Raw genomic sequence first — 15,128 nt, forward strand, 5'->3', positions numbered from 1 at the left:
TTCATCGAGCAATCGCTCTTAGAGACGTTACTTCACGAGTTCATACTTGCCGTTCTTGACGGTCAGGATGATGCGCGAGCGGTCGTCGGTGCCGAAACGGTTCGTCTCGGTGAAATTGTAGACGCCATGGCTGGCGGCAATTTCCTTCTCGCTCAGCAACGCCTTGCGGATCGCCTCGCGGAATTCCGGGGTGCCCGGCTTGGCGGTCTTCAACGCCACCGGCACGACGCGTTTCAGCACTTCAAAGGCGTCGTACATATGGCCCGCGAACTGGCTGCGGGTATTGGGGCCGTACTTCTTCTCATACACTTCGTTCAGGGCGAGACCCGGCTTCTTGGTCAGCGCGCTGTCGGCCTGGCCTTCCGGAGCCATCACCGGACCGGCGGCCATGATGACGCCTTCCGCCGACGGACCCGCGATGCGGATGAAGTCCATCGAAGCCGCGCCGTGGGTCTGATAGATCAGGCCCTTGTAGCCGCGCTCGCGCAGCGCCGACTGCGGCAGCGCCGCGCCGGTGCCCGATGCGCCGATCAGGATCGCGTCGGGATTTGCCGCGACGAGCTTCAGCACCTGACCCGCCACCGAGGTATCGGGGCGCGCGTAACGCTCTTCGGCAACAACAGTGATGCCGCCCATGGCGCCGGTCTGGGTCTTGAGATCGTTGAGCCACAGATCACCGTAGGAATCCGAGAAGCCGATGTAGCCGACGGTCTTGATGTTGTTCTTCTTCATGTGCTCGTAGAGCACCTTGCCCATGGTCGGCACCGGCTGCGGCAGCACGGCGGTCCACTTTTCGCGGGCCGGGGTGATCGGCAGCGGCGCAAGGCTGAGCTGCGGCACGCCGACTTCATTGGCGACGGTCGAGATCGCGATCGACGGCGGCGTGGTCGACGAACCGATCATGATGTCGGCGTTGGATTCGGTGACGAACCGGCGCGCGTTGGTGGTTGCCGCGGTCGGGTCTCCGGCGTCGTCCAGCAGGATGGTCTTGATCTTGGCGCCGCCGATTTCAGTCGGCACGAATTCGAGCGCGTTCTTTTCAGGAATGCCGAGCGCAGCCGCAGGACCGGTGGTGCTGATGCTGATGCCGATGGTGATGTCCTGCGCGAGCGCAGCGCCCGGCAAAGCCATCGCGGCGGCAAGGACCACTGCGGTCCAGGTGAAAGTCTTCATGTCATCCTCCCTCGAAGGTCTCTTTTGACGTTTCTGACAGTCGTTAACGATTGGCGAGACAAGGCTATTTGCGGTGCACCATCCCGTCTCGATTGCCGCCATTCAGATACAAGTTAGCGGCCATTTGCAATGCTTTCCGCATGTACATTGGTATGATGCGCGAGGTCTCGAACGGCCTTTCCGGATATTGTTATCTGGTATAATCAATTTTAGCGATGCGCAAAACCATATTCGGGCGGCCAGGAGAGACACAGATTGCGGACACAGGTTGCCATCATCGGCGGAGGCCCGGCAGGTTTGCTGCTCGGGCAGTTGCTGCACCGCTACGGCATCGACAATGTCATTTTCGAGCGCAAGGATCGCGACTATATCCTGGCGCGGATTCGGGCCGGTGTGCTCGAACAGGGCACCGTCGGCCTGCTGGAAGAGGTCGGTGTCGCAGAGCGGCTGCACCATGACGGCCTGATTCATCATGGCATCGAACTGGCCTTCGGCGGCGCACGCCACCGCATCGATATGACGCAGGCGACCGGCAAGACGGTAACCGTCTACGGGCAGACCGAAGTCACCCGCGACCTGATGGATGCGCGCCTCAAGGCCGGGCTCACCACCATTTACGACGCCGCCGATGTCAGCCTGCATGACTTCGAGAGCGGCCAGCCGCGGGTGCGCTACATCAAGGATGGCATGGCGCATGAAGTCGCCTGCGACTTTATCGCGGGCTGCGACGGCTTCCACGGTGTCAGCCGGCAGAGCGTCAAGCCGGATGCGCTCAAGACGTTCGAGCGCATCTATCCGTTCGGCTGGCTCGGCCTGCTGTCGGAAACGCCTCCGGTCTCGCCGGAGCTGATCTACAACAACCACGAGCGCGGCTTCGCGCTCTGCTCGATGCGATCCTCGCATCGCAGTCGCTACTATCTGCAATGCAAGCTCGACGACCATGTCGACAACTGGCCCGACGATAAGTTCTGGGATGAGCTGAAGCGCCGGCTGGACCGCGAGGCCGTCGATCATCTGGTCACCGGGCCCTCGATTGAAAAGAGCATCGCGCCCCTGAGGAGCTTTGTCGCCGAGCCGATGCGGTTCGGCCGGCTGTTCCTGGCCGGCGACGCCGCGCATATCGTGCCGCCGACGGGCGCCAAGGGACTCAACCTCGCCGCCAGCGACGTGCACTATCTCTCCATCGCGCTGCGCGAGTTTTACGCCGACAAATCCCCGGCGGGTATCGACGATTATTCGCGGCGCGCGCTGAGCCGGGTGTGGAAGGCCGAGCGCTTCTCCTGGTGGATGACATCGATGCTGCATCGATTCCCCGGCACCGATGAATTCAGCTCGCGCATCCAGATCGCGGAGCTGAATTACCTGATCGAATCCGACGCCGCGAAGATGTCGTTATCGGAAAACTATGTCGGATTGCCGTACTAGCGCACCTGAAGGCGTGTTGGAATTTCGTCATTGCGAGCGAAGCGAAGCAATCCATTCTTGATCTGGAGAGCTGGATTGCTTCGTCGCTCCGCTCCTCGCAATGACGCAAATAACAGCCACCCGTTTCAAACAGCCAGCATTCTCACGTTTCAAACTTGATTTCGAATGATCGCACGCGACGCCGGCTTTATGATGCGAGAGAGCCACACAGCACTCATTCGAAAGAGCTGAGATGACAACGCCAGAAACATCAGATGCCGCCGTCCCCGAAGGCTTCGCGCGCCATCCGCGGCGCAGTCCGCTCACCGAGCCCTGGGAGCCGATCTATTTCAAGGCGACACCAGATGCCTACATTCTCGGGCTTCGCCTCGCCGAGGCACACACCAATTCACGCGGGCTGATCCATGGCGGGCTGATCGCGGCGCTTGCCGACAATGCAATGGGACTGAGCTGCAGTCTCAAAGCCGGCAATCTTCTTGGGCTGGTCACCATCAACCTCTCGGTCGATTATCTCGGCTCGGCTAATATCGGGCAGTGGCTCGAGATCGACACCAACTTCATGAAGATCGGCGGTTCGATCTGCTTCGCGCAATGCCTGGTCACCGCCGACGGTGAACCTTGCGCGCGCGCCAACGCCACCTTCAAGATTGCCCGGAAAAAATAGCGACCGTCGTTGCGAGCCGACGGGTCCGGCTTCGCCGGCCCGATGATAAACTCCGCGAAGCAACCATTCTTGGAAAGAAAAACTGGATTGCTTCGCCGCGGCGTTCCTCGCAATGACAACCTATGCAATCTGGCACCGCTCTTCGCCGCTACTTCGTACCAAACCGCCAGTCGGTCTGCGCTACCACGAGATCGATGAACGCGCGGACCTTCGCGGAGAGCAACCGCGAGGTCGGATACACCAGATGGATCGGCATCGGTGGAAGTTCGTATTTCGCCAGCACGATCTTTAGCCGTCCTGCCTTGAGCGATTCCGCCACCTGATAGGCCAGGACACTGATGAGGCCTCCGCCCTGCTCGGCATGGAGCACGGCGGCATCGGTGCTGTTGGTTGCAAAGCGCGACGTATTCGGCACGCGGATTTCGCGCCCGTCTTCGACAAAGCGCCATTCCACCAGCGCACTGCTGCCCGAGAACTGGATCACCTCATGATCGGCGAGGTCAGACAGTTTCTGCGGCGTACCGTGCGCCTTGAGATACCGCGGCGATGCCACCACAACCCGCCGCATGTCACCCACCGCACGCGCGATCACACTGGAATCCGCCAGATGGCCGATGCGCACGGCAAGGTCGATCCCTTCGTCTACGAGACTTACCGTCCGGTCCGACAGCCGCAGTTCGGCGCTGACATCAGGATACTGTTTCAGATAGGCCGACATCACCGGGCCGACATGCAACCGTCCGAACATCAGCGGCGCTGAGACGATCAGCCGGCCCGATGGCTTGCTGCGTTCGGCCTGGACTGAACTTTCAGCCTCCTCAAGATCGCCGAGAATCCGCCGTGCCCGCTCCAGATAACGCGCACCGACATCGGTGAGCGTCACCGAGCGCGTGGTGCGCTGGAGCAGCCGGGCCCCGAGATGATTTTCCAGACTCGCGATCAGGCGCGTCACCGCAGACGCCGACAGGCCAAGCTTGCGCGCAGCGGGAGCAAACCCCTCAAGGTCTGCCACCGAAACAAAGGCGCGCATGGCGTCGATCCGGTCCATGGTATTATTTCATATCGTGCAATTATGTACTGTCAATTGCATTAATTGTCTCGGAACAGGAAACGACACACCTTTCACAGGACGAACGGCAACGGGCCGGCTCGCACGAAAAGGATGATGTTGATGTCCCTGATCCCAACCCCCACCTCGATCGAAGCTGCCCCGGCAGAATCGCGCCCCCTGCTGGAGGCGGTGAACAAGCAGATCGGCAGAGTGCCTAACCTGTTTCGCCTTGTCGGCGTCAGTCCCGCCAGCCTTGAAGCTTACCTTGGCATGAGCAGCGCGCTCGGCAAGGGCACACTCGATGTCAGGACGCGCGAGCGGATCGCCCTCGCTGTCGCAGAGATCAATGGCTGCGGCTACTGCCTGTCGGCGCATTCCTATTTCGGCAAGAATCTCGCCAAGCTGAGTGACGATGAGATTCTCGCCAACCGGAACGGCGGCTCGGCCGACGTCAAGGCCGACGCCGCAGTGCGCTTTGCAGCGCAGTTGGCGAACGCGCGTGGTCAGGTCGGCGACGATGCCGTGCAGGCAGTCCGGCAAGCGGGCTACACCGATGCGCAGGTCGTCGAGATCATTGCCCATGTCGCGATCAACACATTCACGAATTACGTCAACGAGTCGCTGAAGACCGAGATCGACTTTCCGGTCGTGTCGCGCCGCGCCGCGGCCTAGTCTGCATAGAGGCCGCCGGGTGGGACTACGTCTCATCCGGCGGGCACAATCGAACGCCGGCACAATCAACGAGGTGTGAGATGACAACCACCCAGTCCTATTCGAGCGACGTTGCCTTTACGCCGGCCGTCAAAGCGATCCAGACCCGCAAGGGATCGCGCGGCGGTTACGCGCATATGGAAGACGGCGGCGGTTTTCGCACCGAGATCGATGAAGCGCTGGCCGCCTTCATCGGCGAGCAGACCAGTTTCTTTCTGGCCACCGCGAACGCCGAGGGTCAGCCCTATATCCAGCATCGCGGCGGGCCCGCAGGCTTCATCAGGATTCTCGACAAGACCACGCTGGCCTTCGCGGACTACAAAGGCAACCGGCAATACATCACGCAGGGAAATCTCAGCGAGAATCCGAAGGCCTATATTTTTCTGATCGACTATGTGAACCGCCGGCGGATCAAGATCTGGGGCGAGGCGCGGGTGGTCGAGGATGATCCGGCCTTGATCGCTGCACTGATGCCGAAGGATTACAAGGCGAAGCCCGAGCAGGCGATCCTGTTCAGGATCACCGCATGGGACAGCAACTGCCCGCAGCACATTCCGATGAAGTTCGACGCCGCCGACGTCGCGGCAGCGATTGCCGAGCGCGACGCGCGGATTGCGGAGCTTGAGGCGGAAGTAGCGCGGTTGAAGCAGAAGATAGCAACGGTCTAAGACCGTCATTGCGAGCGAAGCAATCCGGAACAACGCAACGGTTCTGGATTGCTTCGTCGCTTTGCTCCTCGCAATGACGATTTATCTAGGGCTCATGCCGCAGCGATCATCCGCTGCCATTGATGCTCCGGATAATAACGCGCCATCATCCGGTCCACGTAAGCGACGAGATTGGCGAATTCCAAGGCACGCTCGCGCAGCGGCGAATCAAAGAACGGCGTCATCAGACCGGCCAGTGATGCGAAGGCCATCGCATCGGTCCCGCAAGGCTTGTCGCCCATCAGATAGGGCTTCCAGCCGAGCAGCATCGACAGCGCGGAAAGCGAGCGCACGCCGAGTTCAGTGATCTCGTCCGGCGTGTGGCGGGCCAGCCCTGCGATCCGCATGTTTTCGGCGACCCGGCCGCGAATGTCCTCGCGCAGCGCGTCGCGGATGGCCTCGGGCGCACCGTCGAAGAAATGCGCCGGTCCCTTGGCGAAGTTTTCAGGCATCATCCAGCGGGTATAGACAAACGCCCAATTGAAATGATTTTCGATCATGCGCTCGATCGCCCAGGCCTCGGCGCGCTGGCGCTCGTCGAGAGCGGCATCGAAATCGAAGCCGCGCTTCTTTTCCAGATGGAAGCGGATGAAGGTGGAGTCCGCGATCCGCTCATCACCGTCGTCGATATAGGGCAACTGCCCCTTGGGCGAGGTGTCCGGCATCGCCTGTTCCTTGACGTATGTCAGGCCGGCCATCCTGAGCTGGACCTCGGTCTTGGTGACATAGGGGCTGATTTCCGGAAGGCCGAAACCGGGGCCGATGCCATAGAGGGTGATCATGGGGCGCATCCTTCTGCGTTGAAAAGATGCCCGTTTGTAGGTACCCCCTGCTGCCACCATACTGTCAGCAGCAAGCGACCAGCGAGACCCGAATGAGGCGCGCCGACCGGCTGTTTCAGATCATCCAGGTGCTCCGGCGCACCCGCAAGCCGCTGACCGCCGAGGCGATTGCGACGGAGCTGGAAACCTCGAAACGCACCATCTACCGCGACATCGCCACCCTGATCGGCCAGCGCGTGCCGATCCGGGGCGAGGCCGGCACCGGCTATGTGCTGGAAAAGGGCTTCGACATGCCGCCCTTGATGCTGACGCCGGACGAGATCGAAGCTGCGGTTCTGGGCGCGCAATGGGTGGCCGGACGGGCCGACCCGGTGCTGGCAAAGGCGGCGCAGGACCTGATCGCCAAGATCGTCGAGACGATTCCCGAGCGGCTGCAACCGCTGGCGCTGGAGCCCGCCAGCCGGACACCGCCGAAATGGGACGCGCCGCCCGACAGCATCGACATGACGCAATTACGGGCGCATATCTACGCCAGCAAGAAGGTTCTGCTGCACTACCGCGACGAACAGGGCCGCAATACGCGGCGCACGGTGTGGCCGATCGCGGTGGGCTATCTGGAAACCGTGCGGATGCTGGCCGCCTGGTGCGAACTGAGAAAAGACTTTCGCAGCTTCCGGATCGACCGCATGACCGACGCCGTATTTCTGGATGAGAAGTATCCCGAGCGCCGCGCAACCCTGCGGACGACATGGATGAAGACTTTCTCGCTCAACCACAGAATGCGCGAGCGCTGACGCCATGACCGCAACCGACAGCCCCTGCCAGAGCTGCGGCGCCTGTTGCTCCTATTCGAGCAACTGGCCGCGCTTCACGGTGGAAGACGACGCCGCGCTCGATCTCATTCCCGAGAAGTTCGTCAACGACCGGCTGTCAGGTATGCGCTGTGACGGCGACCGGTGCTCGGCGCTGACCGGCAAGATCGGAACCGCAACCGCTTGTGGCATATACGAGGTGCGGCCCGAAGTGTGCCGTACCTGCATGCCGGGCGACCCGGAATGCGGTATGGCGCGGCGGCGCTTCGGGTTACCGGAACTTGCCGGTTCCATATCCGGAGATCAGTAAGCCGGGAACCAAGCCGCACCGTCAGGCGTCAATACGTCAGCACCTCGAAGAACGGGAGCACGACGCCATGCGGGAAATGGAAATTCATGACTATGCGCGGCAATTGATGGAGGCGCATGGTCCCCGGGCAATTGCAGAGGCCGCCCAACGCGCGACCGAGTGCGAAGCGGAAGGCAAGTCCGAGCAGGCCAGGGACTGGCGGCATGTCGAGGACGCGCTGAAAATGATGCGCGGACCACACCAAAGCTGAAATGATTCATCCGCGCGGCCGGTCTGCGGACCGGCCAATCGCCATCGTGGCTGCGCCGGAACGCAGCCGGCGAAAGCTTGCTATGCCGGCATCGCCGCAAGATCCGATTCATCGTCGATCTCGTCGGCGATCGGAGCGAAGGTGCTCAGCGGCTTGGTCGAAAGCGTGATGTTGCGCCGGTTGCCATAGGCTGACGCTGCCGGTCCTGCCGATGGCGCTTCCCGCGACATCGCGAATAAGGTCGACCCGACGATACCGCCCTGCTCGACAAGATCGCGTTCGGTACAGGTCGCCGCGATGGCGAGGCTCATTCCGTGCAGGTGGGCGCGGCGGTAGCAGAACAGAGCGAGCATCGCCCTGACGTCTGCCGATACCGATTCCACAAGTTGAGGAAGACCATGTTCGCTGGCTCGGTACAGGCTTCCGAGCATCTCGTCGCCCACCGGGCAGACGTCGTTCTCAAAGGCTTCGCGGCTGGACCACATTGAAATTCTCCCCAGCTACATGACCCGCCAGTATGGGCGGCTTGGCGGAAAAATCATGCGCCACTTCATATTCGGAAGATGCAATGCAATTTCCTAACGCAGGGTTAACCACGCGCTCGGGTTCGTGCGGACGTTCATTGAATGTTAGAGAGATGGAACCGGACCGCGCGCGGCGCGAATCAACCGCTGATTCGGCGGGGCACAGGAGGAGACAGTGGTGACGGACACCAAGAACGAGCGCAGGCTTGCCGGACAATGCTTCTGCGGCGCGGTTCACTACACCGTCGCCGACGAATTCCGCTATGCCATGAACTGCCACTGCGCGAACTGCCGCCGGACCACGGGATCGGCGTTCAAGCCGATGGCCGGGATCGAACGCGGCAAGCTCAGCGTCACCAAAGGCGCCGACAGTCTTCTGATCTTCGGCGAGGACAACGGCCACAACGCGCACTGCAAGACGTGCGGCTCGCTGCTCTACTCAGTCGTCCGTGAGGGCACCTTCGTCCATGTCGCCCTGGGGACCCTCACCGACGATCCTGCTATCCGTCCCACCGCACACATCTTCGTCGGCTCGAAGGCGCCGTGGTTCACCATCACCGACGACCTCCCGCAATACGACCAGCATATGTGACGGCGAAGGCTAGACGCGGTTATCCCTGATCCAGCTTGCGATGGCGCGGCCGATCGCAGGGCCGGAATCTTCCTGAATGAAATGGCTGCCGGGAACGGTGACCTCGGTCTGGTTCTTCCAGCCGCGGCAGAACTCCCGCACCTTGCCGATCAGGATCGCGCCGGGCTCGGCATTGACGAACAGTTTCGGCAGATCGTTCTGCGCCATCCACTTGGCGTAGGCATCGACGATGGCGACCACATCGGCGGGCTCGCCGCCGATCGGGATCTGGCGCGGCCAGGTCAGTGTCGGCCAGCGGTCCTCTGACTTAAGAAACGGCTTGCGATAGACCGTCATCTCGGCGTCGGTCAGCTTGCGCAGCACCGAGCCGGGCAACACACGCTCGATGAACAGATTGCGCTCCAGAATCATCTGCTCGCCCTTGTCGGAACGGAAACCCTGGAACACCGGCGTTGCCGCCTCGCTCCACTCGTCCCAGCCCGCGACAGGCCGCACGATACCTTCCATATAGGCGATACCGCGCACACGATCGCGATGCTGGTTGGCCCAGTCGAAGCCGAGCGCCGAGCCCCAGTCGTGAATCACCAGCAGGACCTTTTCGCTCGGGCCGATTACCGCGTCGATGAAGGCCCACAGATGATCGCGGTGGGTGGTAAAGCGATAGGTATCCGGCTTCACATCGGGCAGCTTGTCGGAATCGCCCATGCCGATCAGATCCGGCGCGATCAGGCGGCCCTGTCCTTCAAGCTCGGGCATGACGTCACGCCAGAGATAGGACGACGTCGGGTTGCCATGCAGGAACAGGATTGGCGGGCCCTCGCCGCGCTCATGGTAGGCCATGCGATGACCGAGGACATCGACAATCCTTTTTGACAGCGGCTGTTCGGTCATGGCTTTGGTGTTCTCCGGCCCTAGGGACTGACTATTCAACGTCATTGCGAGTCAAAGGGTCGGCGCAAGCGCCGCCTGATGACAGGCTCCGCGAGGCAATCCACCTTTGGAAACAGGATTGCTTCGTCCCTCACGAATTTAGTCGCCGATGAAGGTGACTGCCTCGGGGATCGTCGCGCGGTTGGTGCGGTAGCTGTTGGCGGGATGCGTTGTATCGGCATAGCCGAACGAAATACCGCACACCACGCGGCGATCTTCCCCGACGCCGAGATGCTTGCGCACCACGTCCGCATGTCCGGCGAGCGCCGCCTGCGGAATCGTTGCAAGGCCCGCAGCCTGCGCGGCGAGCATGAAATTTCCGACATAGCCGCCGCAATCGATTGCGCCGTAAGTGCCGAGCGCTTCGTCGCTGGTGATGATGGCCACGTGGGGGGCGCCGAAGAAGCGGAAATTCTCCAGCATCTGCTTGTTGTAGGCGGCCTTATCGCCGCGCTGGATACCCAGTGCATTGTAAAGCTGGAAGCCGCTTTCGCGGCGGCGATCCAGATAGACGCCCCTGTATTCGCGCGGGAAGTCGAAATCCGTGACAGGCGGCGCGCGTTCGCTTGCCGCCTTGTACATCGCCTCGCCGAAAGCCTTCACCGCATCGCCGGAAAAGATCGCGACCTGCCACGGCTGGCTGTTGCACCATGACGCGGTCTTCTGCGCCGCGGCCAGCACGCGCTCGATAATCTCGCGCGGCACCGGGTCCGGCTTGAACGCGCGGCAGGAGTACCGCGCGGCCAGCAGCTTCTCCACGACCTCGATGTCGCGGCTGTCGGGTTGTGCAAGCATGGTGCTCAGCGTCCCTTGGTCGGAATGGCATTGAAGGGAACATCCTTGTCGACGCGGATGTCGCCCGGCAAGCCTAGCACGCGCTCAGCGATGATGTTGCGCAGGATTTCATCGGTACCACCTGCTATGCGATCCGATGGCGAGCGCAGCAGGATCGACTGGAACTGACCGCCGACCGACGGGCTGTCGGCATCGGTCAGTGCGCCGGACGCGCCCTGAAGGTCCATCGCAAACATCGCGATGTCCTGCAGCATGGTGCCGGCCACCAACTTGCCGATGGAGTTTTCCGGGCCCGGACGCTCGCCGCGCGACAGCGCCGAGATCGAACGGTAGCTGGTGTACTTGAGGCCGCTGGCCTTGACCGCCCAGTTCGCGAGCCTGGAGCGGACATTCTTGTCCTCGATCGCAGGACCATCCTCCAGCATGAGGTCGTTGCAGAATGCGAACAGTTCCGGGAAACCGGTCGACTGCCGTGCGCCGATCGACATGCGCTCGTTCATCAGCGTGGTCAGCGACACGTTCCAGCCATCGCCGACCTTGCCGAGCCGCTGCGAGTCCGGGATCTTCACGTCGGTGAAGTAGACCTCGTTGAATTCCGACTGGCCATTGGCCTGTTTGATCGGCTTGACCACGACGCCGGGCGACTTCATGTCGAGCCAGAACATGGTCAGGCCCTTGTGCTTGGGCTGGGTCGGATCGGTGCGCGTGATGACGATGCCGTAGTCGGAGAAATGCGCGCCCGTGGTCCAGACCTTCTGGCCGTTGATGATCCAGTCGTCGCCCTTCTTTTCAGCGCGGGTGCGCAGACCGGCGACGTCGGAGCCCGCCGACGGTTCGGAGAACAACTGACACCATACGTGTTCGCCCGAGGCGAGCGGCGGCAGATACTTTTTCTTGTCGGCGTCACTGCCGAATGCCATCAGCGTCGGACCACACATGCCCTGCCCGATCAGGAACACGCCCTCCAGCTTGCCGTAGAAACCTTCTTCCTGCTGCCAGATCACACGCTCGATCGGCGATGCGCCGCGACCGCCGAATTCCTTCGGCCAGTGCAGGCAGGCCCAGCCCGCCGCGGCCTTCTTCTTCTGCCACTTCTTGGATTCTTCCAGGATGTCGCGGTTCTTCAGCTTGATGCGGCCGACGGTCGGCTGCGAGAGTTCGGCTTCGAGTTCCTTCGGTGCGTTGGCCTGAATCCAGGCGCGGGCTTCGGCGCGGAACGCGGCTTCCTGCGGGGTGTCATCGAAATTCATGGGAATGATCCTTCTTAAGAAGCGTTGCGGAAGCGCAGGCGGTCGATCAACTGGTTTTCCCAGTACGACAGGCTTCCGAGCGACAGCGCGAGCACGTTGGCGCGCCGGTAATACAGATGGCAGTCGAACTCCCAGGTGAAGCCCATGCCGCCGTGCACCTGGATGTTGTTCTTCGAACAATGCTGGAATGCCTGCGTCGCGCTGATGCGGGCCGTTGCCGCCGCCTCCGGCAGCTCCGCTGCGTCGGTCGAGAGTGCCCATGCGCCGTAGTAGCAATTGGAGCGCGCCAGCGTCGCCGAGACATACATGTCGGCAAGGATGTGCTTCACCGCCTGGAACGATCCGATCTGGCGGCCGAAGGCGATGCGGTCGAGCGCATAGTCGCGGCCCATTTCCAGCGCGCGGTCGGCGCCGCCGACCTGCTCGAACGCCATCAGCACAGCTGCGCGATCCAGCACGCGGGTCAGGATGCTCCAGCCTTCGTTCGCCGCGCCGAGCGGCTCCGCCTTGGCGCGGTTGAACGTGATCGCGGCCTGGCCATGCGCCTGATCGAGATTGGCGAGCGCCTTGCGCGTCACGCCTTCGCTGTTCAGATCGACGATGAAAAGTCCGATGTCGGTCTCGCGGCCGGTCGATCCGGTGCGCGCGGCAACGATCGCAAAATCTGCAATCGCGCCGTCCGCCACCGGCGTCTTGGTGCCGGAGAGCGCACCCTGCGAGGCCGAGACCTTGATCGCCTTGTGCGACGGATTGCCGACGCCCTCGAACAGCGCCAGCGTGCCGATCGCTTCGCCCGAGGCGATCTTCGGCAGCCACTTCGCCTTCTGTTCGGCGTTGCCCGCGAGCATGATGGCTTCGGCGGCAAGATAGATCGTGGACGAGAACGGCACCGGCGCCAGCGCGCGGCCCATTTCCTCGGCGATCACGCACAGCTCGAGATGGCCCGCGCCCGCTCCGCCGAATTCTTCCGGAATGGCGACACCGAGAAAGCCCATCTCGGCGAGGCCTTTCCACAGCGCCTTGTCGTAGGGCGCCTTGCCTTCCAGCACGGCGCGCACCGCTTTCGGCGGCGAATGTTCCGCGAGATAGCGCCGCGCCTGATCGCGCAATTGCTTCTGGTCGTCCGAGAATTCAAAGTTCATGAGTTTCGCCTTTTCTCATTCATGTTCAGTCAACACATTCGTCATTGCGAGGAGCGAAGCGACGAAGCAATCCATCTTGTTATCTCCAAAAAATGGATTTCTTCGCTTCGCTCGCAATGACGATTATCGATCCAGCATGATCACGTCCGGTCCCGGCTGGTCTGCATAAAGCTGTTCGACCAGCGCGGCGCGGCGTTCCAGGCCCGCGCGCTGGTTGATATACCCCTTGTCGGTGAGTTCGTTGCCGTCGATGGACGGCGGCTCCGCCATCAGCATCGCGCGCACAATGCGGCGGCTGCTCGTGTTGTTGCACGCCTGGTTATGCGCCAGCAATCCGTCGCGCAGATGCGCGCGGACCTCGGGATGGTTCACCACCGTGTCCATCGACGCATTCATGTCGCCGATCAGCCGGCGGCAGGAATCGAGATTGGGCCATGCCAGCAATCCGATGAAGGGGCGGTCCTGTCCCGCGACCAGCGCATCCTGAACCACCGGCGAAGCCGCGGCGATCGCATCGGTGCGCAGCGCGCCGACAAGAACGAACGTCCCCGTGGTGAGCTTGAAGTCCTCGACCACGCGGCCCGAAAAAATCAGGCCCTGCGCCGGGTCCTGCGGATCGACGAACACGCCGGCATCGCCGATGCAGTAGAAGCCTTCCTCGTCGAACGCCTTCTGCGTCAGTTCGGGCTGGCCGTAATATCCCGGCGTGACATTGACCCCGCGCAGCCGCAATTCATACTGCGCGCCAACCGGCACCATCTTCAATTCGACACCTGGAAACGGCAGACCGATCAGGCCGACGCGCTCGGTGTCCCAATAGGTGCCTGTCGATGTCGGCGCGGTCTCGGTCGAGCCCCAGCCGGTGTAGAACACAAAACGCTCGCCGGTGGTACGCACCGCGAGTGTCTGGAAGCGATCGTAGAGATCATCCGGGAGCCGCGCGCCGCCATAGGCGAGCAATCCGAGATTCCCGAAGAACGAGCGGCACAGCGCGTCATCCTTTTCCATCACCGCCGCCAGCGCCGCGTAGCCGGCTGGCACGTTGGCATAATAGGTCGGCGAAATCTCACGCAGGTTGCGCAGGGTTTCCTCGAACTGGCCCGGTACCGGACGGCCGTCGTCGATGTAGAGCGTGCCGCCTTCGGTCAGCGCCACATTGAAAAGCGCATTGCCGCCCATGGTGTGATTCCACGGCATCCAGTCGAGATAGACACCGTCCGGCGCATCGTCCGGGCGCGGCCGCACCTGCATCATCATGCGGGCATTCGCGCACATCATCTTCTGCGTGTTGCTGACGGCCTTGGGCATGCCGGTAGAGCCCGACGTGAACAGCAGCTTGCCGACAGTGTCTGGCGTGATCTGCGCGATGGATTCTTCAACTGCCGATGTGACCGGTGTTGCAGCAAGATCCGCGTAGGCCACGCTTTTGATGTTCGCGGGCGCGCGATCGACATGGATCACCGTGATGCCATCGAGATCGAGCGCGGCCAGCGCCTTCTCGAACATCGCGCCATCCTGCACCATCACCACGGCAGGTTTAACCAGATTGAACAGGTATTTCAGCTTGGCGTGATCCAGACTCATCAGCGAATAGGCCGGAGACACCGGCGCCGCCGGGATCCGCGCCTGCATCGCGGCCTGCGTCATCAGTGCGTGCTCGATGGAATTGCCGCTCAGAATCGCGACCGGGCGTTCGGCGGGCAGCTTCATGTCGAGCAGCGCCTGGGTCAGCGCATCGATGGTCCGCTTGGCGTCACCATAGGAAACCTTGTGCCATTGCCGCTCCGGTCCCCTGCGCTGCGCCAGCCAGATGTGATCGGGACGTGCCGCAGCCCATTTCGCCACCGAGGCGGGAATATGCGGCTCATACGGATCGAGCGGAAACCGGGACTTCAGGACGATCACGCCATCGTCCCGACGCTCCACCGCGATGTCGCGCGGCAACCAGTCGATCTTCCGGAATGCGGGCTTCGTCAACACTGATGCCGTCTCCGCGTTCACTTCGCTTCT

Annotated in this window: 17 protein-coding genes; 8 read left to right on the forward strand and 9 right to left on the reverse strand. The window is 62.2% G+C overall.

Annotated features, from left to right (window positions below; translation table 11 throughout):
• Nucleotides 1-27: 27 nt before the first annotated feature.
• Nucleotides 28-1,173, reverse strand: coding sequence for an ABC transporter substrate-binding protein (locus I554_RS0107985; RefSeq protein ID WP_024576991.1), 1,146 nt, complete (start codon nucleotides 1,171-1,173; stop codon nucleotides 28-30).
• A gap of 255 nt (nucleotides 1,174-1,428) precedes the next feature.
• Between I554_RS0107985 and pobA the strand changes: the two genes are divergently transcribed.
• Together pobA and I554_RS0107995 are read left to right on the forward strand one after the other, a co-directional pair.
• Nucleotides 1,429-2,598 carry a 4-hydroxybenzoate 3-monooxygenase gene (gene pobA, locus I554_RS0107990; protein WP_024576992.1) on the forward strand — a complete coding sequence of 390 codons (1,170 nt, stop codon included), beginning with the start codon at nucleotides 1,429-1,431 and terminating at the stop codon, nucleotides 2,596-2,598.
• A gap of 232 nt (nucleotides 2,599-2,830) precedes the next feature.
• Nucleotides 2,831-3,262, forward strand: a complete 432-nt coding sequence (locus I554_RS0107995; RefSeq protein ID WP_024576993.1) for a PaaI family thioesterase — start codon at nucleotides 2,831-2,833, stop codon at nucleotides 3,260-3,262.
• A gap of 148 nt (nucleotides 3,263-3,410) precedes the next feature.
• Here the strand turns inward: I554_RS0107995 and I554_RS0108000 are convergent, their stop codons facing one another.
• Nucleotides 3,411-4,310 carry a LysR family transcriptional regulator gene (locus I554_RS0108000; RefSeq protein ID WP_024576994.1) on the reverse strand — a complete coding sequence of 300 codons (900 nt, stop codon included), beginning with the start codon at nucleotides 4,308-4,310 and terminating at the stop codon, nucleotides 3,411-3,413.
• Nucleotides 4,311-4,433: 123 nt separating this feature from the next.
• Between I554_RS0108000 and I554_RS0108005 the strand changes: the two genes are divergently transcribed.
• Both I554_RS0108005 and I554_RS0108010 read left to right on the forward strand, forming a co-directional pair.
• Entirely contained in the window at nucleotides 4,434-4,985 is a 552-nt protein-coding gene (locus tag I554_RS0108005; RefSeq protein WP_024576995.1) for a carboxymuconolactone decarboxylase family protein, read from the forward strand.
• An 80-nt stretch (nucleotides 4,986-5,065) separates the two neighbouring features.
• Nucleotides 5,066-5,692 carry a pyridoxamine 5'-phosphate oxidase family protein gene (locus I554_RS0108010; protein ID WP_024576996.1) on the forward strand — a complete coding sequence of 209 codons (627 nt, stop codon included), beginning with the start codon at nucleotides 5,066-5,068 and terminating at the stop codon, nucleotides 5,690-5,692.
• A gap of 92 nt (nucleotides 5,693-5,784) precedes the next feature.
• Here I554_RS0108010 and I554_RS0108015 read toward each other — a convergent pair whose 3' ends face one another.
• Nucleotides 5,785-6,513, reverse strand: coding sequence for a glutathione S-transferase family protein (locus tag I554_RS0108015; protein WP_024576997.1), 729 nt, complete (start codon nucleotides 6,511-6,513; stop codon nucleotides 5,785-5,787).
• Nucleotides 6,514-6,605: 92 nt separating this feature from the next.
• Here I554_RS0108015 and I554_RS0108020 point away from each other — a divergent pair, with 92 nt between their 5' ends.
• From I554_RS0108020 to I554_RS0108030, 3 genes are all read left to right on the forward strand, one after another.
• The gene (locus tag I554_RS0108020) at nucleotides 6,606-7,307 is read left to right on the forward strand and encodes a YafY family protein (RefSeq protein WP_024576998.1); all 702 of its coding nucleotides are present in this window, start codon (nucleotides 6,606-6,608) and stop codon (nucleotides 7,305-7,307) included.
• A gap of 4 nt (nucleotides 7,308-7,311) precedes the next feature.
• On the forward strand, nucleotides 7,312-7,635 hold the full coding sequence (locus tag I554_RS0108025) for a YkgJ family cysteine cluster protein (RefSeq protein ID WP_024576999.1): 324 nt from the start codon (nucleotides 7,312-7,314) through the stop codon (nucleotides 7,633-7,635).
• 67 nt (nucleotides 7,636-7,702) lie between these two features.
• On the forward strand, nucleotides 7,703-7,885 hold the full coding sequence (locus I554_RS0108030; protein ID WP_024577000.1) for a hypothetical protein: 183 nt from the start codon (nucleotides 7,703-7,705) through the stop codon (nucleotides 7,883-7,885).
• 80 nt (nucleotides 7,886-7,965) lie between these two features.
• On the opposite strand, the gene I554_RS0108035 is transcribed toward I554_RS0108030, so the two are convergent.
• On the reverse strand, nucleotides 7,966-8,370 hold the full coding sequence (locus tag I554_RS0108035; RefSeq protein ID WP_024577001.1) for a hypothetical protein: 405 nt from the start codon (nucleotides 8,368-8,370) through the stop codon (nucleotides 7,966-7,968).
• Nucleotides 8,371-8,587: 217 nt separating this feature from the next.
• Between I554_RS0108035 and I554_RS0108040 the strand changes: the two genes are divergently transcribed.
• On the forward strand, nucleotides 8,588-9,001 hold the full coding sequence (locus I554_RS0108040; protein WP_024577002.1) for a GFA family protein: 414 nt from the start codon (nucleotides 8,588-8,590) through the stop codon (nucleotides 8,999-9,001).
• A 9-nt stretch (nucleotides 9,002-9,010) separates the two neighbouring features.
• Here the strand turns inward: I554_RS0108040 and I554_RS0108045 are convergent, their stop codons facing one another.
• From I554_RS0108045 to I554_RS0108065, 5 genes are all read right to left on the reverse strand, one after another.
• Complete coding sequence (locus tag I554_RS0108045) at nucleotides 9,011-9,892, reverse strand: haloalkane dehalogenase (RefSeq protein ID WP_024577003.1); 882 nt, start codon at nucleotides 9,890-9,892, stop codon at nucleotides 9,011-9,013.
• Between the two features lie 138 nt (nucleotides 9,893-10,030).
• Nucleotides 10,031-10,726, reverse strand: coding sequence for a nitroreductase (locus I554_RS0108050; RefSeq protein WP_024577004.1), 696 nt, complete (start codon nucleotides 10,724-10,726; stop codon nucleotides 10,031-10,033).
• A 5-nt stretch (nucleotides 10,727-10,731) separates the two neighbouring features.
• Nucleotides 10,732-11,976 carry an acyl-CoA dehydrogenase gene (locus I554_RS0108055; protein WP_024577005.1) on the reverse strand — a complete coding sequence of 415 codons (1,245 nt, stop codon included), beginning with the start codon at nucleotides 11,974-11,976 and terminating at the stop codon, nucleotides 10,732-10,734.
• A gap of 14 nt (nucleotides 11,977-11,990) precedes the next feature.
• On the reverse strand, nucleotides 11,991-13,118 hold the full coding sequence (locus tag I554_RS0108060) for an acyl-CoA dehydrogenase family protein (protein ID WP_024577006.1): 1,128 nt from the start codon (nucleotides 13,116-13,118) through the stop codon (nucleotides 11,991-11,993).
• Between the two features lie 123 nt (nucleotides 13,119-13,241).
• Nucleotides 13,242-15,119 (reverse strand): AMP-binding protein, encoded by a 1,878-nt coding sequence (locus I554_RS0108065; protein WP_024577007.1) that lies wholly within the window; start codon nucleotides 15,117-15,119, stop codon nucleotides 13,242-13,244.
• Between the last annotated feature and the right edge of the window lie 9 nt (nucleotides 15,120-15,128).

The organism is Afipia sp. OHSU_II-C1 (genome assembly GCF_000497575.1).
Classification (GTDB): Bacteria; Pseudomonadota; Alphaproteobacteria; order Rhizobiales; family Xanthobacteraceae; genus Afipia.